The organism is Lelliottia nimipressuralis, assembly GCF_041464075.1.
GTDB lineage: Bacteria > Pseudomonadota > Gammaproteobacteria > Enterobacterales > Enterobacteriaceae > Enterobacter > Enterobacter nimipressuralis.
This window is the reverse complement of sequence record NZ_CP167172.1, coordinates 3806378-3825561: the sequence shown is the minus strand read 5'-3', so window position 1 is coordinate 3825561 and position 19184 is coordinate 3806378. Positions and strand designations below refer to the sequence as shown.

Annotated in this window: 19 protein-coding genes; 11 read left to right on the top strand and 8 right to left on the bottom strand. The window is 55.7% G+C overall.

What is annotated here, in order from left to right; translation table 11 throughout:
- Nucleotides 1-21: 21 nt before the first annotated feature.
- Entirely contained in the window at nucleotides 22-735 is a 714-nt protein-coding gene (locus tag ACB496_RS18370; protein ID WP_107702868.1) for a DUF554 domain-containing protein, read from the bottom strand.
- A 190-nt stretch (nucleotides 736-925) separates the two neighbouring features.
- On the opposite strand from ACB496_RS18370, the gene ACB496_RS18365 reads away from it, so the two are divergent.
- On the top strand, nucleotides 926-3061 hold the full coding sequence (locus ACB496_RS18365; RefSeq protein WP_371973208.1) for an ornithine decarboxylase: 2136 nt from the start codon (nucleotides 926-928) through the stop codon (nucleotides 3059-3061).
- A gap of 73 nt (nucleotides 3062-3134) precedes the next feature.
- Here ACB496_RS18365 and ACB496_RS18360 read toward each other — a convergent pair whose 3' ends face one another.
- On the bottom strand, nucleotides 3135-3827 hold the full coding sequence (locus ACB496_RS18360; protein ID WP_371973207.1) for a response regulator: 693 nt from the start codon (nucleotides 3825-3827) through the stop codon (nucleotides 3135-3137).
- Nucleotides 3817-5454, bottom strand: a complete 1638-nt coding sequence (locus tag ACB496_RS18355; RefSeq protein ID WP_371973206.1) for an ATP-binding protein — start codon at nucleotides 5452-5454, stop codon at nucleotides 3817-3819. Before ACB496_RS18355 ends, ACB496_RS18360 begins: the two co-directional genes overlap by 11 nt.
- A gap of 345 nt (nucleotides 5455-5799) precedes the next feature.
- Between ACB496_RS18355 and ACB496_RS18350 the strand changes: the two genes are divergently transcribed.
- From ACB496_RS18350 to citG, 8 genes are read left to right on the top strand one after another with little or no spacing between them, the layout of a single operon-like run.
- Complete coding sequence (locus ACB496_RS18350) at nucleotides 5800-7161, top strand: 2-hydroxycarboxylate transporter family protein (RefSeq protein WP_194512140.1); 1362 nt, start codon at nucleotides 5800-5802, stop codon at nucleotides 7159-7161.
- A 17-nt stretch (nucleotides 7162-7178) separates the two neighbouring features.
- Nucleotides 7179-8042, top strand: coding sequence for a fumarylacetoacetate hydrolase family protein (locus tag ACB496_RS18345; protein ID WP_231276019.1), 864 nt, complete (start codon nucleotides 7179-7181; stop codon nucleotides 8040-8042).
- Nucleotides 8043-8055: 13 nt separating this feature from the next.
- The gene (gene citC, locus ACB496_RS18340) at nucleotides 8056-9090 is read left to right on the top strand and encodes a [citrate (pro-3S)-lyase] ligase (RefSeq protein WP_102104725.1); all 1035 of its coding nucleotides are present in this window, start codon (nucleotides 8056-8058) and stop codon (nucleotides 9088-9090) included.
- A gap of 16 nt (nucleotides 9091-9106) precedes the next feature.
- Nucleotides 9107-9400 carry a citrate lyase acyl carrier protein gene (gene citD / locus ACB496_RS18335; protein ID WP_100778984.1) on the top strand — a complete coding sequence of 98 codons (294 nt, stop codon included), beginning with the start codon at nucleotides 9107-9109 and terminating at the stop codon, nucleotides 9398-9400.
- Nucleotides 9397-10272, top strand: a complete 876-nt coding sequence (gene citE / locus ACB496_RS18330; protein ID WP_100778985.1) for a citrate (pro-3S)-lyase subunit beta — start codon at nucleotides 9397-9399, stop codon at nucleotides 10270-10272. Before citD ends, citE begins: the two co-directional genes overlap by 4 nt.
- Before the next feature lie 10 nt (nucleotides 10273-10282).
- Nucleotides 10283-11803 carry a citrate lyase subunit alpha gene (gene citF, locus ACB496_RS18325; RefSeq protein WP_371973205.1) on the top strand — a complete coding sequence of 507 codons (1521 nt, stop codon included), beginning with the start codon at nucleotides 10283-10285 and terminating at the stop codon, nucleotides 11801-11803.
- 2 nt (nucleotides 11804-11805) lie between these two features.
- On the top strand, nucleotides 11806-12345 hold the full coding sequence (gene citX / locus ACB496_RS18320; protein WP_371973204.1) for a citrate lyase holo-[acyl-carrier protein] synthase: 540 nt from the start codon (nucleotides 11806-11808) through the stop codon (nucleotides 12343-12345).
- On the top strand, nucleotides 12323-13126 hold the full coding sequence (gene citG / locus ACB496_RS18315; RefSeq protein ID WP_371973203.1) for a triphosphoribosyl-dephospho-CoA synthase CitG: 804 nt from the start codon (nucleotides 12323-12325) through the stop codon (nucleotides 13124-13126). Before citX ends, citG begins: the two co-directional genes overlap by 23 nt.
- A 36-nt stretch (nucleotides 13127-13162) precedes the next feature.
- Here citG and ACB496_RS18310 read toward each other — a convergent pair whose 3' ends face one another.
- The 5 genes from ACB496_RS18310 to mutY all read right to left on the bottom strand — a co-directional run bounded on the left by ACB496_RS18310 (nucleotide 13163) and on the right by mutY (nucleotide 17970).
- A complete protein-coding gene (locus tag ACB496_RS18310; protein ID WP_102104719.1) occupies nucleotides 13163-13837 on the bottom strand; it encodes a class I SAM-dependent methyltransferase in 675 nt (224 codons plus the stop codon).
- 158 nt (nucleotides 13838-13995) lie between these two features.
- Nucleotides 13996-15252, bottom strand: coding sequence for a nucleoside permease (locus ACB496_RS18305; protein WP_100778989.1), 1257 nt, complete (start codon nucleotides 15250-15252; stop codon nucleotides 13996-13998).
- A 228-nt stretch (nucleotides 15253-15480) separates the two neighbouring features.
- Nucleotides 15481-16557, bottom strand: coding sequence for a membrane-bound lytic murein transglycosylase MltC (mltC, locus tag ACB496_RS18300; RefSeq protein ID WP_371975256.1), 1077 nt, complete (start codon nucleotides 16555-16557; stop codon nucleotides 15481-15483).
- Nucleotides 16558-16612: 55 nt separating this feature from the next.
- Nucleotides 16613-16885 (bottom strand): oxidative damage protection protein, encoded by a 273-nt coding sequence (locus ACB496_RS18295; protein WP_100778991.1) that lies wholly within the window; start codon nucleotides 16883-16885, stop codon nucleotides 16613-16615.
- 26 nt (nucleotides 16886-16911) lie between these two features.
- Nucleotides 16912-17970 (bottom strand): A/G-specific adenine glycosylase, encoded by a 1059-nt coding sequence (gene mutY / locus ACB496_RS18290; RefSeq protein WP_312069285.1) that lies wholly within the window; start codon nucleotides 17968-17970, stop codon nucleotides 16912-16914.
- Between the two features lie 138 nt (nucleotides 17971-18108).
- On the opposite strand from mutY, the gene trmB reads away from it, so the two are divergent.
- On the top strand, nucleotides 18109-18828 hold the full coding sequence (gene trmB, locus ACB496_RS18285) for a tRNA (guanosine(46)-N7)-methyltransferase TrmB (protein WP_371973202.1): 720 nt from the start codon (nucleotides 18109-18111) through the stop codon (nucleotides 18826-18828).
- Nucleotides 18825-19151, top strand: a complete 327-nt coding sequence (locus ACB496_RS18280) for a YggL family protein (protein WP_095283305.1) — start codon at nucleotides 18825-18827, stop codon at nucleotides 19149-19151. The genes trmB and ACB496_RS18280 overlap by 4 nt, the downstream gene beginning before the upstream one ends.
- The last annotated feature ends 33 nt before the right edge of the window (nucleotides 19152-19184 follow it).

Genomic DNA, 19184 nt, shown 5'->3' with positions numbered 1-19184 from the left:
TCTCACCAGTTTGCTGGCAACTTAGGCAAAAAAGTGGGTCCACAGCGCGGAGAGCGGCATGGCGAGCACCAGCGCGGGGAGCATATTCACCACCGCAAACATCTTAATGCCACAGATGCGAAGCCCCGTAGCCAGCAGCAGCAGGCCGCCCACGGCGGTGAAGTCGGCCATCATCGCTGGTGTCGTTAACGGGAGAATCAGCGCGGCACAGGTGGCGAGCGCCAGCTGAATCATCAGCATCGGCACACAGATCGCGGCGACGGCAATCCCGAGCGTAGTAGCGAAGATGGTGGCGGTAAAGAAGTCGAGAAAAGCCTTGGCGATCAGAATGCTGGGGTCGCCAGTCATCCCTTCCTGCATCGAGCCAAAAATCCCCGTGCCGCTGGCGCAGAACAGAATAATGATCGCCACATAGTTCTGAATAAACGTCTCATGGGAACCGCTAGCCACTTTCCCCGGGCGGGAGATGAGATTTTTGGCTTTACTCACGGCACCATTAATCCCTTTCTCCAGATAGCAAAACTCACCTATCAGCGCGCCGAGCAGCGTCGCCAGCACCATCACAGGTAAATTGGCGCATTTGATAACCAGCAAAATACCGATTCCGAGGGATGCCAGTCCAAAGATGGAGGGCATCGAAGTGCGAATACGTTCAGGTAATCTCTGGCTTAATACCGCGCCCAGCACGCCACCCAGCAGTACGGCTCCGGCATTGATAAAGGGTCCAATAACCAAAATACACTCCCGCTATTTAATCATTGATCTTGCATTATTATTACATGATGGAGGCCATAAGCTGCCTGCTTTCCCACAGAGAAGTGCATAAAGTTTGTTTCTTGCACCTCAAAATGAAAGGTGACATTATTGCGCGAATTTTCCCCTCCTGTCTGGATTTCTTCTCCCCTTGAAACGGGTATTTACGCCTATGAAATCACTAAAAATTGCCGTCAGCCATGAGCTGGTGTCTGCGCTGTCCACTCACCGGGAAAAGGTGACGCTGGATAACACCGATTTTACGGACGTGGCGGCAGTCGTCATGACGTTGGCCGAAAGCCGCAGCGGTATTCTCGCGTTACTGAAACGTACGGGATTCCAGATTCCGGTATTCATCTTCTCGCAAGAGCCAGATGTCGCGCCAGACGGTGTTACCGGTGTGATTAGCGGTAAAGCGCAGGAGTTCCTGGAACTGGAAGCAGCAGCCTGTGGCTATGAAGAGAACTTGCTGCCACCCTTTTTTGACACCCTGAGTCAGTATGTGGCGATGAACAACAGCACCTTCGCCTGCCCGGGTCATCAGCATGGTGCCTTTTTCAGGAAGCACCCGGCAGGGCGTCAGTTCTTCGACTTTTTTGGTGAGAACGTTTTTCGTGCGGATATGTGCAATGCAGACGTCAAACTCGGGGATCTGCTTATTCATGAAGGTTCTGCCAAAGATGCACAAAAGTTCGCGGCAAAAGTCTTTAACGCGGATAAAACCTACTTTGTGCTTAACGGAACGTCTGCCGCCAATAAAGTGGTCACCAATGCGCTGCTGACGCGCGGCGATCTGGTGCTGTTCGACCGCAACAACCACAAATCTAACCACCATGGGGCGCTGATTCAGGCGGGAGCCACACCGGTGTATCTGGAAGCCGCGCGTAATCCGTTTGGCTTTATCGGCGGCATCGACGAGCACTGTTTTGACGATGCTTACCTGCGTGAAATGATCCGCGACGTGGCGCCCGATAAGGCCCAGGATGCGCGTCCATTCCGACTGGCGGTGATCCAGCTCGGCACCTACGATGGCACGATCTACAATGCCCGTCAGGTGATCGACAAGATCGGCCACCTGTGCGACTACATTCTGTTTGACTCCGCCTGGGTCGGTTACGAGCAGTTTATCCCGATGATGGCCGACAGCTCGCCGCTGTTACTGGAACTGAACGAGAACGATCCTGGAATATTTGTGACCCAATCGGTGCACAAGCAGCAGGCCGGGTTCTCGCAAACGTCGCAGATCCATAAAAAGGATAATCATATTCGTGGCCAGGCGCGATTCTGCCCGCACAAGCGCCTGAACAATGCGTTTATGCTGCACGCCTCTACCAGCCCGTTTTATCCGCTGTTTGCCGCGCTGGATATCAACGCCAAAATCCATGAAGGGGAGAGCGGACGCAGGCTGTGGGCGGAGTGCGTTGAGCTTGGCATCGACGCGCGCAAGGCGATTATTGCCAACTGCAAGATGATCAAACCCTTTATTCCACCGGTGGTGGCGGGGCGTCCGTGGCAGGATCATCCGACGCACGCCATTGCCAGCGAGCGTCGATTCTTCAGCTTTGAACCGGGCGCGAAATGGCACGGTTTTGAAGGCTATGCTGACGAGCAGTATTTTGTCGATCCTTGCAAACTGCTGCTAACCACGCCGGGCATCGACCCACAAACCGGTGATTACACGGATTTCGGCATCCCCGCCACGATCCTCGCTCACTACCTGCGTGAAAACGGCATCGTGCCGGAGAAGTGCGATCTAAACTCGATTCTGTTCCTGCTGACCCCCGCTGAAAGTGCGGAGAAGATGGCGCAACTGGTGGCGATGCTGGGGCAGTTTGAGCAGCATATCGAAGACGACACGCCGCTTGCCGAGGTCCTGCCGACCATCTTCAACAAGTATCCGGTCCGCTATCGTGACTATTCGATTCGCGACCTTTGTCAGGAGATGCACGATCTGTACGTCAGCTTCAACGTTAAAGATCTGCAAAAAGCGATGTTCCGCAAAGCGAGCCTGCCTGCGGTAGTGATGAATCCGCAGGATGCCAACCAGGCCTACATTCGTGGCGACGTGGAACTGGTGCGCATCAGCGAAGCCGAAGGGCGCATTGCGGCCGAAGGCGCGCTGCCGTATCCGCCGGGTGTGCTGTGCGTGGTTCCGGGGGAAGTGTGGGGCGGAGCGGTGCAGCGCTATTTCCTGGCGCTGGAAGAGGGCGTGAATCTGCTGCCAGGCTTCTCGCCAGAACTCCAGGGCGTGTACAGCGAGAAGGATGCCGACGGGATCAAGCGCTTGTACGGGTATGTGTTGAAGTAGATTTTTCCTCTCCCTTTCGGGGGTGGGGAGCGTGATATCAGGCCGGGTAGGCGTAAGCGCCATCCGGCCTCTTTCACTCCACATTTCGCCGATACATCCGCCGCGGATGGCCAATCTTCCCGTAGAGCATCTCCACGCTCAAAAAACCCGCTTCCACACAGTGTTCCAGATAGCGCCGCGTGGTGGTTTTGCTTAATCCCGTCTCGTTAACCACCTCGTCGACGGAAAAACAGTGTGTCGCTTTGTCGTTGAATAGCGTTTGTACCCGCGCCAGAGTGTTCTCTTCGATTCCTTTGCTGCCGTTATCCTGACGGTAGTTTTTGGCCTGCAGCTGATACAGCGAATCGACGTTTTGCTGATCGACAATCTTCCAAACCCGCTGCTGCTCCGCAAACTGCACGAAGCGTTCCAGAGACTGGCTCAGCCGCTTCCACGACACCGGTTTCAAAATGTAGTCGAATGCGCCGTTGCGGATCGCGAGGCTACAGGTGTCCATATCGCTGGCCGCGGTAATGAAAATCACCGAGCAGTTGGCGTGCACCAGTAGAGGATTGCTGATCAAGGTGATGCCTTTGCCGTCGGGCAAATAGTTATCCAGTAAAATCAGCTGTGGTTGCAGGCTGGAAAGCAGGGACTGCGCCTCGGCGAGGGATGACGCGATACCCACCAGTCTGAGGCGCGGATGTTTGCTAATCAGCTCTGCGTGAAGTTGTGCCAGCTCGTTCTCATCTTCAACGATCAGTACGTCGATATGTTCATGTTGCATAGTCAGTCTCTTCCAGTTCCTGAACAGGGCGCGGGGGAGTGCCCGTGGCGGGAATAAACAGCGAGAAAATAGCGCCCCGGGGCGTGTTATCGGCAACCTCAATGGAGCCGCCAGCCTGGGTGACATAACTGTCGATCAGGTACAGGCCGATACCGTGATCGCCACGCGTTTTGGTGGTGATACCGCGCTCAAAGATCCGCTCGCGGATCTCAGGCCGGATGCCGACGCCGCGATCCGCCACTTCAATAATCAGCTCCCGATCGTTGAGTTTAATCAGCACTTCCACCGGATCGTGGGGGAGCGGGGAACGCTGGGTCGCTTCGATGGCGTTATCGAGCAGATTACCGATGATAGAAATCAGCTCTGCTTCCAGCAGCGGAGCGAAAGGCTTGTCCATCCGGCAGGCGGGATCGAAGTTTAGCTCGACGCCTTTCTCACGCGCCCGCGCCGCTTTCCCCAGCAACAGGCCGCACAGGGTCGGCGAGCTAAAGCGAGAGGAGATAAAGTCCAGTAGCTCCTGGGCATGTTCTGATTGCGCCTGAATGTAGCCAATCGCCTCTTCGTAGCGCCCCATATGCAGCAGCCCGGAGAGCGTCGTCATGCGGTTCAACTGCTCGTGGCGCATGATCCGCAGGTTATCGACGTAGCGTTTTACCTGGCTCAACTGGGCGCTCAGGGAGTCGATCTCGTTGCGATCGCGGAAGGTGATCACCCAGCCCTGAAGGGAATCCTCCAGCATGATCCGCACGCGACTGGCGATCACCGTCAGATCGTTAAAGCGGCAGATCTCATCGTGAGTATCCTTCGCCAGCATGGTCTGGGGGGTAAAAAACGCCACCGGGGCGATCACCTGGCTAATTGGCTGCCCGCGCAGTTCCCGCGCCGGTTGCGGCAAACCGAGAAGCGTGCGCGCCGCCTGGTTGATCACTTCGATCCGATAGTTATCGTCGATGGCGATCACCCCTTCGTAGATCGACTCCATCATTGCCTTTTGCTGGCGCACCAGCAGGCCGATCTCACGCGGCTCAAGAGAGAAAATCTGTTTCTTAATACTGCGGGTGAAAAACCACGAGAAGACGAACAGGGCGATCAGCAGCAGCACCGCAGCGATCAGGATGTTCACCACTTTGCTCACGGTAATGGTGTCGAGGTAACTGGTGAGATACCCCACGGAGACAATCCCTACCACCTGCCCGGCATCGTTGAAAATTGGCGCTTTACTGCGCAGGGAAATCCCTAAACCCCCTTTGCGGATGGTGGTGGTGCTTTTCCCGTGGAGCACGGCGTCGTTATCCCCGCCGACCAGCGTTTTACCGATGCGGTCTTCAAACACCGAATGAAACAGATGCAACCCTTTATTATCACCAATGACAATAAAACTGGCATCGCTGTGGGAGGCTATTTGGTGCATAAAATCATGGATGGCTTTGATATCCTTTTCTTCCACCTCTTTACGCAGATTAGGAATAAGCGCAATCTCCTCCGCCTGTATTTTGGCGCGCGTGCTCATTTCCTGATATAGCTGTCTGCCGACGTCGACATAATAATATCCGCCCAGTAATGCAAACAGCACTGAGAAAAAGACGACCAGCGAAATAAATAGCTTTATCTGAAACGACACTTTCATGACTATCACGCAGGGTATCAATGGGTTTTGCCAATATATCATCTTTTCCCGGCCTGATGCGGGCTTTGCCCGAAACTTGTGATCCCTTGCACAGCGCGACCAGCAAAAGAAAATGTCAAAATCAGGCTTATCTTAAGGCTAATTTAATCAATGTTATTTGTTTGTACATTCCGGAAAAGAAACCATAAAAACCACGGCAATAAATAAGGTGTTAATCACATTAAATAAAAGAAACCATTAAAACCATAGAGGCCATAAAAACTTCGGTTTTAATATGCCTTTCCTCACATAAAGTAAGCCTTTGTGACTCTAAGCTGAACGCACAAATAACCAAGAGGCTTAATTATGAGCACTACTGACGATTCTTTCTCTGTTACCCACGACCCGATTGAAATTCAGAGGCCGTCGCTTAAAGAGCGCTGGTGGCACATTATGGATACCTGGAAAGTCGGGATCATTCCCCTGCCGCTGTTTGTGTTAGCCGGTGCGTTGATCGCCGTGGATTGTCTGGGCGGTAAACTGCCGAGCGATATCGTGGTGATGGTCGCCACGCTGGCGTTCTTCGGTTTTGCCTGCGGTGAGTTCGGCAAGCGTCTGCCGATTGTCGGCAAACTCGGCGCGGCGGCAATTTGCGCCACCTTTATTCCGTCAGCGATGGTGTACTACGGTCTGCTGCCGGATGTGGTGGTCGAGTCCACGACCAAGTTCTACAAATCCACCAACATTCTTTATCTCTACATCTGCTGCATCATTGTCGGCAGCATCATGAGCATGAACCGCACGGTGCTGATTCAGGGCTTCCTGCGCATTTTCTTCCCGATGCTGTGCGGTGAAATTGTCGGCATGATCGTCGGGATGGGCGTCGGCATGGCGCTCGGCCTTGAGCCGTTCCAGATCTTCTTCTTTATCATTCTGCCGATCATGGCGGGCGGCGTCGGTGAAGGGGCGATCCCGCTCTCCATCGGTTACGCCACGCTGCTGCACATGGATCAGGGCGTTGCCCTTGGCCGTGTGCTGCCGATGGTCATGCTTGGCGGCTTAACCGCCATCATCATCTCCGGCTGCCTGAACCAGCTCGGCAAACGCTATCCGCACCTCACGGGTGAAGGCCAGCTGATGCCAAACCGCGCCAATGCAGACGCCAGTGTGTCGCAATCGGCCTTCTCCGGCAAAGCGGATGTGACCACCATTGCCTCCGGTGCGCTGCTGGCGGTGCTGCTCTATATGCTGGGCATGCTCGGTCATAAGCTGATTGGCCTGCCTGCTCCGGTTGGCATGCTGTTTGTGGCGGTGCTGGTTAAGCTCTGCAACGGTGCCTCTCCACGCCTGCTGGAAGGTTCGCAGGTGGTGTACAAATTCTTCCAGACCTCCGTGACCTACCCGATTCTGTTTGCCGTTGGCGTGGCGATCACCCCATGGCAAGAGCTGGTGAACGCTTTCACTGTGAGCAACCTGCTGGTGATTGTCAGCACCGTCTCGGCGCTGGTGGCCACCGGGTTCTTCGTCGGTAAAAAGATTGGTATGCACCCAATTGATGTCGCCATCGTCTCCTGCTGTCAGAGCGGGCAGGGCGGTACGGGTGACGTGGCGATTCTGACCGCAGGCAACCGTATGAGCCTGATGCCGTTCGCCCAAATTGCTACCCGAATTGGCGGCGCGATTAACGTCTCTATCTCGCTACTGGTTCTGGGCAACTTCCTCGTCTAAGTCTTCAGGAAAGAACAATGAAACTCGCAAGTTTTCTGTATCAGGGTAAACGCAGCTACGGCATCGTGCAGGCCGAAGGTGTGGTGGATTTAGGTCGCCGTCTGGGCGATCGCTACAGCGACCTCAAGGCGCTGTTGCAGGGCAACGGCCTGGCGGATGCCACGCGCTATCTCAACGATGTTGCAGATATCCCGATGAGCGCCATCACCTTTTTGCCGGTGATTGAGCAGCCGGAAAAAATCCTCTGCGTGGGGATGAATTACGCCGACAAGCGCAAAGAGTTTGACCAGCACAACCCGGCGCCGACGCTGTTCGTCCGCTTTGCCGATTCCCAGACCGGGCATAACTCACCGGTATTAAAACCGCGCCACTCGTGCGAATTCGACTACGAAGGTGAGCTTGCGGTGATCATCGGCAAAGGCGGCGAGAACATCCGTCGCGAAGAGGCCCTTAGTCACGTCGGCGGTTACAGCTGCTACATGGACGGTTCCGCCCGCGACTGGCAGCACACCTGGTTCACCGCCGGGAAAAACTGGCGGCAGACCGGAGCGTTTGGCCCGTGGATGGCGACAGCCGATGAGATCCCGGACCCGCACCAGTTGGCAATCCGCACCTGGCTCAATGGCCGCATGGTGCAGGAAGACAACACCAGCAGCATGATCCACAAAGTCGCGGAGCTGATCGAGTACATCAGTACTTTTACCCGTCTCAGCCCGGGTGACGTGATCATCACCGGCTCGCCGGGTGGCGTCGGCAAAAAACGTACTCCACCGCTGTTTATGCAGGAGGGCGATCGCATTGAGGTTGAGATCGAAAACATCGGTCATCTGAGCAATGTGATTATGGAAGCACCCGCGCAAACCCTGGCGGCAGCGCACTGATCAAGGCGGCAGCATGCACTCGCAACTCCCTATCGACTTTCGTCAGACGATCGTCGCGCAACACCCGGAACGCTTAAGCCAGATCCGTTATCTGCTGGCGGACAGCGGCCTGGGGCTGGATAACGACATTACGCTGTTTATAGAGGCCTGGTCCGGTTCACAGCTGGTGGGATGTGCGGGGCTGGCTGCCAACGTCATCAAGTGCGTGGCGGTGGATGAAAAGCTGAGGGGCGCGAATCTCAGCGCCCGCCTGCTGGCGGAAGTGGAAAATGCCGCGCTGGCGCGTGGCCATTTTCATCTCTTTCTCTGCACCCGCCCGTGCAATAAAGAGCGCTTCGCCCGCAGCGGTTTCTGGCCGATTGCCCAGAGCGGCAATAACGCCGTGCTGCTGGAGAACACCCCACAGGGGATCGAGCGCTACTGCCGCTCGCTGCAGCGCAGCCGCAGATGCGGGGAGACGATTGGCGCGATTGTGATGAACGCCAATCCGTTCACCCTCGGCCATCGTCATCTGGTGGAACAGGCGGCGAAGCAGTGTGACTGGCTGCACCTCTTTGTGGTGCGCGAGGACGCATCGTTCTTCCCGTTCTGCGCCCGTCTGGAGATGGTGCGCGCCGGTGTGGCACATCTGCCGAATGTCTCGGTGCATGAGGGATCGCAGTACATCATCTCCCGCGCCACGTTCCCGGCCTATTTCCTTAAAGAGAGCGGCAAAGTGCAGCAGGCGTGGAGTGAAATCGACGTGCTGATCTTCCGCGACTTTATCGCCCCTGCGCTGGGGATCACCCATCGTTTTATCGGCTCGGAGCCGTTTTGCGACATCACCCGCCAGTACAACCAGACGCTGCATCAGCTGCTGGCCCCGGCGATCGAAGTAGTGGAGATGCCGCGCATCAAGGTAACAGGCAACGCCATTTCGGCGTCAGAAGTGCGCCGCTTGCTCAAAACACAGCAGTTTTCTCGTATTCGGGAGATTGTCCCGGAATCCACTTTCGCGCATCTCAAAGCGCACTACGTGAAAGATCACGCGCGCGCGGAAGTCGCATAACTATCAGGAATTTATCATGAATATTGTAAGGGAGGCGCTGGCCGGAACGCAGGAGTCCAGCGACCTGATGGTGAAAATCGCCCCCGCCGACGGCGAGCTGGAGATTGTCATCCACAGTGAAGTGATTAAGCAGTTTGGCGAGCAAATTCGCCAGGTGGTCGACGAAACGCTGCGCGCCATGGATGTGCGCCAGGGGTTAATTATCGTTGAGGATAAAGGTGCGCTGGACTGTGTGATCCGCGCCCGCCTGCAGAGTGCGGTGATCCGCGCTTCAGACTCGCAGCAGATCGACTGGAGCAAAATGTCATGAACAAACTCCGTCGCAGTATGCTGTTTTTACCCGGCGCCAACGCCGCCATGCTCTCAACCGCGTTTATCTATCGTCCGGACTCCATCATGTTTGACCTCGAAGACGCCGTGGCCCTGCGCGAAAAAGACACTGCGCGGCTGCTGGTCTTCCATGCGCTGCAGCACCCGATGTATCAGGATATCGAAACCGTGGTGCGTATTAATCCGCTGAGCACGCCGTTTGGCCTGCTGGATCTGGAAGCGGCGGTTCGTGCGGGCGTGGATGTGATCCGCCTGCCGAAAACTGATACCCCGGAAGATATCTTTGAGCTGGAAGGCCATCTGGAACGCATTGAGCGCGAGTGCGGTCGCGAAGTCGGTTCTACCCGCGTGATGGCGGCGATTGAATCGGCGATTGGCGTGATTAACGCCGTGGCCATAGCCCGCAGCTCACCGCGCCTGATCGGCATTGCGCTGGCGGCGTTTGACTATGTGATGGATATGCAAACCGAACGCGGCGACGGCACCGAGCTGTTCTACGCCCGCTGCGCCGTGCTGCACGCCGCACGCGCCGCCGGGATCGACGCCTTCGACGTGGTGTGGTCGGACGTAAACGACGAAGCCGGGTTCCTGCGCGAGGTCAATCTGATCCGCAAAATGGGCTTTAACGGCAAATCCCTGATTAACCCGCGCCAGATCGACCTGCTGCATAACGCCTACGCGCCGACGCAGCAGGAAGTGGATCACGCAAAATTAGTGATTGAAGCGGCAGAAGAGGGCGAACGCAACGGCCTGGGCGTGGTGTCGCTCAACGGCAAAATGGTGGATGCGCCGATTATTAACCATGCGCAAATGGTGCTGGAACGCGCGGCTGCTTCCGGCGTGCGTCGCTAAGGATGACACAATGAATCAGACAGAACTGCTCCACCTGAACTTCCCTCATCTGCGGGAACTTAAATCTTTTGATACCGCCCACAGTGCCACGCCTTGGCTGGCGGATGTCGACGCCAAACACCGCCGCAAACTGTGCGAAACCCTGGAAGAGGCGGTGAAGCGCAGCGGTTTGCAGGACGGGATGACCATTTCGTTCCACCATGCGTTTCGCGAAGGCGACCGGGTCATCAACAACGTGGTCGCGCTGCTCGCGCACATGGGCTTTAAAAACCTGACCCTGGCGTCCAGCTCCCTGATGACCTGCAACGATGCGCTGATCGAACATATCAAAAACGGTGTAATTACCCGTATTTATACCTCCGGGATGCGCGGCAAACTGGCGGATGCCATCTCTCACGGGTTGATGGACGAACCGGTACAAATTCACTCCCACGGCGGACGCGTGAAGCTTCTGCAGGACGGCGAGCTGAATATCGACGTCGCGTTTCTCGGTGTGCCGTGCAGCGACGAGTTTGGCAATGCCAATGGAACTCACGGCAAATCCAGCTGCGGTTCGCTGGGCTATGCGATGGTCGACGCCCATTTTGCTCGCAAGGTGGTGCTGCTCACAGAAGAGCTGGTGCCGTTCCCGAACATGCCCGCAAGCCTGGTGCAGGATCGGGTGGATTATGTGGTGCAGGTCGAGAGTGTCGGCGATCCGGCGAAGATCAGCGTCGGCGCGGCGCGCGTGACCAGCAATCCGCGCGAGCTGATGATTGCCCGCTATGCGGCGGATGTAATCGAGCACTCCGGCTATTTCAAAAACGGCTTCTCGATGCAGACCGGCTCCGGCGCGGCGGCCACCGCCTGCACCCGCTTTATGGGCGAAAAGATGGCGCGAAGCCACGTAAAAGCGCGCTTCGCGCTGGGGGGGATCACCGGTAGCCTGGTCGATCTGCATGAAAAAGGGCTGATCGAAAAACTGCTCGATACCCAGTGCTTTGACGGACAGGCCGCGGCTTCACTGGCTCGCAATCCGAATCACGTGGAGATCTCCACTAACGTTTACGCCAATCCGGGCAGCAAGGCGGCGAGCTGCGATCAGCTTGATGTGGTGATCTTAAGTGCGCTGGAGATCGACGTGGATTTCAACGTCAACGTCATTACCGGCTCTGATGGGGTGATGCGCGGGGCATCGGGCGGACACTGTGATGTGGCCGCCGCCGCGAACCTGACCATTGTCGTCGCACCGCTGTTGCGAAGCCGTATTCCGACGGTGGTGAAACGGGTGACCACGCGCTTAACGCCGGGGGAGAGTATCGACGTGCTGGTGACCGATCACGGTATCGCCGTCAATCCTGCGCGTGCGGAAATTCGCGAACGGCTGGAAGCGGCGGGGCTGAAAGTTGTCGATATCGAGGCCCTGTACGCGCGGGCGATTTCGCTGACCGGCGAACCCAAACCCATCGAATTTACCGACAAAATCGTCGGGGTGATCCGCTACCGTGACGGCAGCGTGATCGACACCGTCCGACAGGTTAAGGAGTCATAATCATGACCATCGCGACACCCGTTCATTCGGGTGTCAGCCTTACGCAGATGCTGGTGGCGAAAGAGAATCGCGCCGCGCGTCAGGCTGACTGGCTTACACATTATCAACAACCGGTGATTTCCCTGACGCTGGTAACGCCCGGTGATATCAAAGACTCTCTGCGCTATCGCAATACCATGGGCGTGGCGCTGCAGATGTGCGATCAACTGTTGTGGGAGCACCGCTGGCAGGTGTTGGACCGCCAGGTGCTGTGGCTGCCCACGGGACCAGAAGCCATGTGGTGCGTGGCGCATCAGGCGCCAGAAATTAAAGCTCACTGTGCCGAGCTGGAACAGACGCATTCTCTCGGGCGATTGTGGGATCTGGATGTGATCTGCCCCAACGCCGGGCATGTCGGACGGCGCTCGCTGGGAGAGAACATGCGCCGCTGCCTGATCTGCAATGAACCGGCGCACGCCTGTTCCCGCTCGCGTCAGCATCCAGTGGAGCAGGTGGTAGCCCGTGTGGAGAAGATGATCGATGACTGGTTTGCTCGCGACTAAACCGCGCCTCACAGATGTGCCGCAGCTTGCCGAGGAGGCTCTGTGGATGGAACTGGAGCTCACGCCAAAACCGGGGCTGGTGGATAAGCGCAATAACGGCTCCCATCGCGATATGGATCACGCACTTTTTACACGCAGTATCGCCGCCATAGCGCCGTGGTTCTCGCGCTTTGCTGAACTGGGCGCGGAACATGCCGGAAAACCCGCGGCGGAACAGTTGAGCCTGATTCGCCCGATGGGAATCGCCTGTGAGCAGGCGATGTACGCGGCGACGGGCGGAGTTAACACCCACAAAGGCGGGATTTTCGCGCTAGGGCTGCTCTGTTTTGCAGCCGGACGCGTTAACCCTGTCACTTCAGACAGTCTCTGCTGTGATATAAGTAACATTTGCCAGGGACTGGTAGAACGTGAACTGGCCGGGCGCAGCGGGAGTGCAACCGCCGGTGAGCGCCAGTACCAGGAGCTGGGCTTAACGGGGGCGCGCGGCGAGGCTCAAAGCGGATTCGCGACGGTCAGGAAGGTTCTGCCTCAGTGGAATCGTCATCAACTCCACGATCTGCTGCTGCGGTTAATGGCGGTGAATCAGGACAGTAATCTGGTGTCGCGCGGCGGCCTGGACGGGCTGCGCTATGTCCAGGGGTACGCGAAAGATGTGCTGGCGAACGGCTGGGATCGAAAGATTCTGAATGAAATGGATAACGCGCTGATCGCCCGCCATCTAAGCCCAGGAGGCAGCGCAGATTTACTGTCGGTGGGGATTGTACTGGATGGGTGCGGATGAAAAGACTCATCTCCCGACGGGAGATGAGTCAAGGGATTAGCGCTTCTGGAGCAGGTAGCTGTTTTCAAATCCAGGCAGGCTGCCAATCACGTCGAAGCCGTTGAAGTAACCACCCGCACGCAGCAAATCGACCGCCGGGCCGACCTGTGGCGAGTACTGGTGATCGCGATAATCGTCAAAGACAATAAAGCCGCCAGGCACTACGGTTGGGGAGTAGAGCAGGAAGTCGATCAGGACGTGACGCCCTTCATGGCCGCCGTCGATGTGCAAAAGTACAGTCTGAGGATTGAGTGCCAGAACGCGTTCGATGCTCAGCTCCGAATATCCGCGTATCAGGTTTACTTCCGGGAAAAGACGCTCGTGATAGAAGCGCAGCTCACTTTCCTGACAGGTTAATTCCATCGGGTCAATGCCGATCATGCGGCGTTTATGCTGACAAATTTCATTCATAAACGACGTGGATTTGCCCTTCCAGACGCCAATCTCAATGATATCGCCCGCAACATTATTATGCTCAAGCAGCCAGCAAAGATAACCGAGGCATTTCACGTGGTCGTGAAATGAAAGCTCCCGACGCGCCATGGCCAGCTCTTCCGGTAGCTCGGCTTGTGCCCGCGCCAGCGTTTCGCCAACACTATCCCAGGTCGTATCGATAATTTTTTTTATCTCAGGGTCCTGGAAGAAAACTTTCAAGTCAGCGATATCTAGCATCTTTTAACCTTATTTGTGCATCAGGAATGACGGAATGTCGATAGCAACAAATTTGCCACAATAGGTTAAGAATGAGGCGCTAAATAGGTCCCTTTTTTATAGGTATTTATCAGGATAGAGGGGGGATCCCTCTCCCTTTCGGGAGAGGGAAGGGAGGATTAATGCGCGATTGGCTGTGCGCCATTCGGAACGCGGACGTGTTTGTATTTGAACAGGGCGATGAAGGCGAAGAACAGCACCAGAGAGTAACCGGCGAAGATCAGCCACACTGGCTGCCAGTCGGTAATCCCGTTGGTGGTGTACATCTCAACGACTTTACCGCTCACAATGCCGCCGAGAATACAGCCGAAACCGTTGGTCATCATCAGGAACATACCCTGAGCACTGGCGCGGATTTCAGGCTTAACTTCTTTTTCGACAAACACCGAACCGGAGATGTTGAAGAAGTCGAAGGCGCAGCCGTAAACAATCATCGACAGAACCAGCAGCACGGTGCCGAACGGCGTTGGGTCGCCGTAGGCGAACAGACCGAAGCGCAGCATCCACGCAAAGATACTGATAAGCATCACGTTTTTGATACCGTAGCGGCTCAGGAAGAACGGGATGGTCAGGATGAACAGGGTTTCAGAGATCTGTGAAATCGACATCATTACCGACGCGTGTTCAACGATAAAGCTACCGGAGAACAGCGGGTTGTTGTCGAAGCTGTGCAGGAAGGTGTTCCCGAACATGTTAGTGATTTGTAGCTCTGCGCCCAGCAGCATGGAGAAGATAAAGAAGATCGCCATGCGTTTGTTTTTAAACAGCGCGAACGCATCCAGGCCGAGCATGGAGCTCCAGCTCTGTTTTTGCTGCTGGTTAGAAACCGGAATATGCGGGAGCGTCAGGGTGAACAGGGCCAGCAGTACAGAGAGGCCAGCACCGATGTAGAGCTGCATATGGCTCAGTTCAAAGCCTGCGAAGCTCACGCCCCACATCGCCATGATAAAGCCGATGGTGCCCCAGATACGGATTGGCGGGAAGTCGGTCACGATATCCAGGCCCGCAGACTTAATGCGGTAGTAGGAGATGGTATTGATCAGGCCAAGCGTTGGCATATAGGCCAGCGAGTTCAGCAGGATCACCATAAACATCGCCCCTGGCGTGGTCACTCCGGCCGCCATAAATAGCGTACCCGCCCCCACCAGATGACAGAGCGCGTAAAGCCATTTCGCGCTTATCCATTTATCCGCCACGATCCCCAGAAGCGTTGGCATAAAGACCGCTGCAATACCCAGCGAGCTGTATACGGCACCGATAGACGCACCGTCGAACTTGAGCGTCACAAACATGTAGGAGCCGAGCGTGGTTAGCCAGCTACCCCACAGACAGAACTGCAGAAACGACAATATTTTAAGCTGCAGCTTAAGGTTCATGTTACTTTCCTCACAATTGAGCGGGAGATATGTTGTTATGGGAACATTCAGGGTTGTTATTTGATGCAATTCTATCAGCAGGCGAGGTTATGTTTTGTTACCTCCCGCAAAAAAATGCAATCCTCATTAATTTGCAGTTTAGATTGTGATGCAAATAACATTTTCGTATGGATGGGGCGGCAGTGGGGGGATAATTGCCCTCTCCCGAACGGAGAGGGCAGGGGAAAACTAGCGGCGACGATAATTCTTCTGCGCCGTATTCACCTTATACAGATAACGACGGGATTCCGCAGACGGGTGGCGAGTGGTCAGGGTTGAGTAAACGTCCCCTGGCGACATGCTGTTGATGATGTTCGCGGCCTGAATTTTATCATTCGAGAACACGCGCAGTACGCTGCCTGCGCCGCCGTTGTACGCGGTGATCACCGCATAGCGACGCGACGTCGGGTTATCAATCCCGCCCAGATAGACATTGCTCAGCATCGCCAGATAGGCGGTGCCAGTATCAATATTGCTGGCCGGATCAAACAGGAAGCTGCGGCTAGGCATGCCGGATCTGCCCTGCGAACGGAACACATCTTTCCCGGCGCTGTGCTGGACAACCTGCATGAGTCCTAACGCATCGGACCGGCTCACTGCGTACGGGTTAAAGGAGGATTCGGTCTGCATAATCGCCAGAATCAGCGACTCATCCACGCCATATTTGCGTGACGCCTGACGCACCATGCCCACGTACTTATGCGCACGCTTGTCGAGGTGGTTCGGCACCAGATTGATGGTCACGCTGTAGATAATTTTCAGGCCGTTGCTGCGGCTTTTCAGACGCGTTTTCAGCAGGTAATCGGCGAAAGAGGTAGCGCGGCCTTCCCAGCGAATCGACTGCCCGGTCTGGTCAACGACCTGCCCGTACAGGAACGGCTCTTTGGAGATGGTGATATCGTCGGCGTCGGAATAGAGATCGATAGTGCCAGGGTCGTCACCCATCAGCAGGGTTTTGACGATGGCCTGACGTAAGTGCGCCGCAGGTTCGGTTCCCGCGATGGTTTCGATCGTGATCGTACCTTCATCAAAGTTGATGTGGCTACGGGTCTGGTAGGCGTCGGTATATTTAACGTAGTCCTTCGGTCCCGCGATAAGAACTTCGTTAAATCCCCAAATATTCTCGATGTTGTGGGCAAACTGCCCCATCAGAATGTCAAAACCGTTCGTGTCCTTAACCCAGGCTTCGTTATAGCTATCGCCTTTTTTACTGGAACAAGAGACAAGCAACGGCGCAACAAGGGCTAGCGCTAGTAATTTTTTCATCATTCCGGGATTGCGTGTTGTGTTTGCTAAACTGCGGGGTTACCCCCGCACGCTGTTATTTTTCCGGCGGCGTGTAGCCTTCAATGTGCACATCTTTGCCTTCAAACAGGAAGTTCACCATCTCCTGTTCCAGCAGCTTGCGGTGTTCCGGGTTCATCATGGTGAGTTTTTTCTCGTTGATGAGCATGGTCTGTTTCTGCTGCCACTGCGCCCACGCCTCTTTGGAGATCTCGTTATAGATGCGCTTACCCAGTTCACCCGGATAGAGCTGGAAATCCTGCCCTTCGGCGTCGCGCTGCAGATAGGTACAAAAAATTGTTCTGGCCATTCTGATTCCTCGTTGTCTTGTCGAAGCTAAACGACTGCTCCGGCACGTAATTGCTGTAACAGGCGCTCCACGGGAGCTGCCAGCCCGACGGATGGCGGTTGCGCTAAGTTATACCAGAGAGCCACGCCTTCATCCATGCAAGAGGCGAAGGAGGACACGGGAAGCCACATTGGCACAATATCCAGATGGAAATGGCTGAACGTGTGGCGAAACGCCGTCAGCTGCTGGAGTTTATCGGCGCTTATCTGTCGCTGCGCCAGCCACTCACGCAGCCCCTCTTCGCTGTCAAACTGCGGGAAGCAGTACAACCCGCCCCATAAACCGCTCGGCGGACGCTGCGAAAGAAACACTTCGTCGCCGTGCTGCATCAGCAGTAAAAAGCCGGTACGTTCTGGCAGGGTCTGCTTCGGTTTTTTGCCGGGATATTGCGCCCATGAATGATTGGCATAGGCCACGCAAAGATTATTGACCGGGCACAGCTCGCATTTCGGTTTGGAACGCGTGCAGACGATTGCCCCTAAATCCATCATCGCCTGGTTAAAACGCTCGACGCCTTTCGCGGGCGTCACCGCTTCACTGATCTCCCATAAGCGCTTCTCGACCTCTTTCTTACCCGGCCAGCCCCCGACCGCATAGCAGCGAGCCAGCACGCGTTTGACGTTGCCATCGAGAATCGGGAAATGTTTGCCTAAGGAGAGAGAAAGCACCGCGCCCGCCGTGGAACGGCCGACGCCGGGCAGGGCGGCCACTTCGTCGAAGGTTTCCGGGAATTTACCGTTATGCAGAGTCGCGACCTGCTGCGCTGCCTTATGCAGATTGCGCGCACGGGCGTAATAGCCAAGGCCGGTCCACAGGTGCAGCACTTCATCGAGCGGCGCGTTGGCGAGATCGGTTACCGTCGGAAACCGCGCCATAAAACGCTCAAAGTAGGGAATCACGGTCGCGACCTGCGTTTGTTGCAACATCACCTCGGAGAGCCATACTTTGTAGGGCGTTTTTTCAATTTGCCAGGGCAGGGTTTTACGCCCGTATTTGTCGTACCAGTCCAGCACCTGGGCTGAAAATTGAGAGGCTTGCATGGTCATCGATTCGCTTAATCAGGGACGCAGATTGCAGCACAGCGCCATGCGACTGTAAACCGGATCTTTCCCATGCTTGCATACAGGGCTTAACTTTGGATAATGCCCGTTTCCCGAACATTCTCACAAGCAGACTACTCTTTTATGAAAAACGACGTCATTTCACCGGAATTTGATGAAAACGGTCGCCCACTGCGCCGTATTCGTAGCTTTGTCCGCCGTCAGGGGCGCCTGACAAAAGGGCAGCAACATGCGCTGGATAACTACTGGCCGGTGATGGGCGTTGAGTTCAGCGAACAGCCAGTCGACTTCGCCGCCCTGTTTGGCCGCGATGCGCCGATCACGCTGGAGATCGGTTTTGGCATGGGCTCATCGCTTGTGACCATGGCGAAAGCGCGTGCGGAGCAAAACTTCCTCGGCATTGAAGTGCACTCACCGGGCGTGGGCGCATGCCTTGCGACCGCGCACGAAGAGGGCGTAGAGAACCTGCGTGTCATGTGCCACGATGCGGTCGAAGTGCTGCACAAAATGATTCCTGACAATTCTTTGAACATGGTTCAGCTCTTTTTCCCTGACCCGTGGCACAAAGCACGTCATAATAAGCGCCGTATCGTTCAGGCAGAATTTGCTGAGCTTGTGAAAAGTAAGCTAAAACTGGGCGGTGTCTTCCATATGGCCACCGACTGGGAACCTTACGCGGAACACATGCTGGAAGTGATGTCGTCGCTCGACGGGTATAAAAACCAGTCTGAGAGCAACGACTATGTACCGCGACCGGATTCACGTCCGGTAACGAAATTTGAACAGCGTGGCCATCGTCTTGGTCACGGTGTATGGGACTTAATGTTCGAGAGGGTTAAATAATGGCAAACCGTAGCCGTCGTCTGCGTAAAAAAATGCACATCGAGGAATTCCAGGAAGTTGGTTTTTCCGTCGCATGGCGTTTCCCGGAAGGTACTAGCGTAGAAACCATCGATAAGGAAGTTGACGCCTTTATCGATGAAGTGATCGAGCCAAACAAACTGGCGTTTGATGGCAGCGGCTATCTCTCCTGGGAAGGGCTGATCTGCAAGCAAGAGATCGGTAAATGCACCGAAGAGCAGCAGGCACTTGTGCGCAAATGGCTGGAAGACCGCAAATTCGAAGAGGTCCGCGTTAGCGAACTTTTCGACATTTGGTGGGACTAACTAGCAAAGGGCCGGCAAATGCCGGCCCGTTTT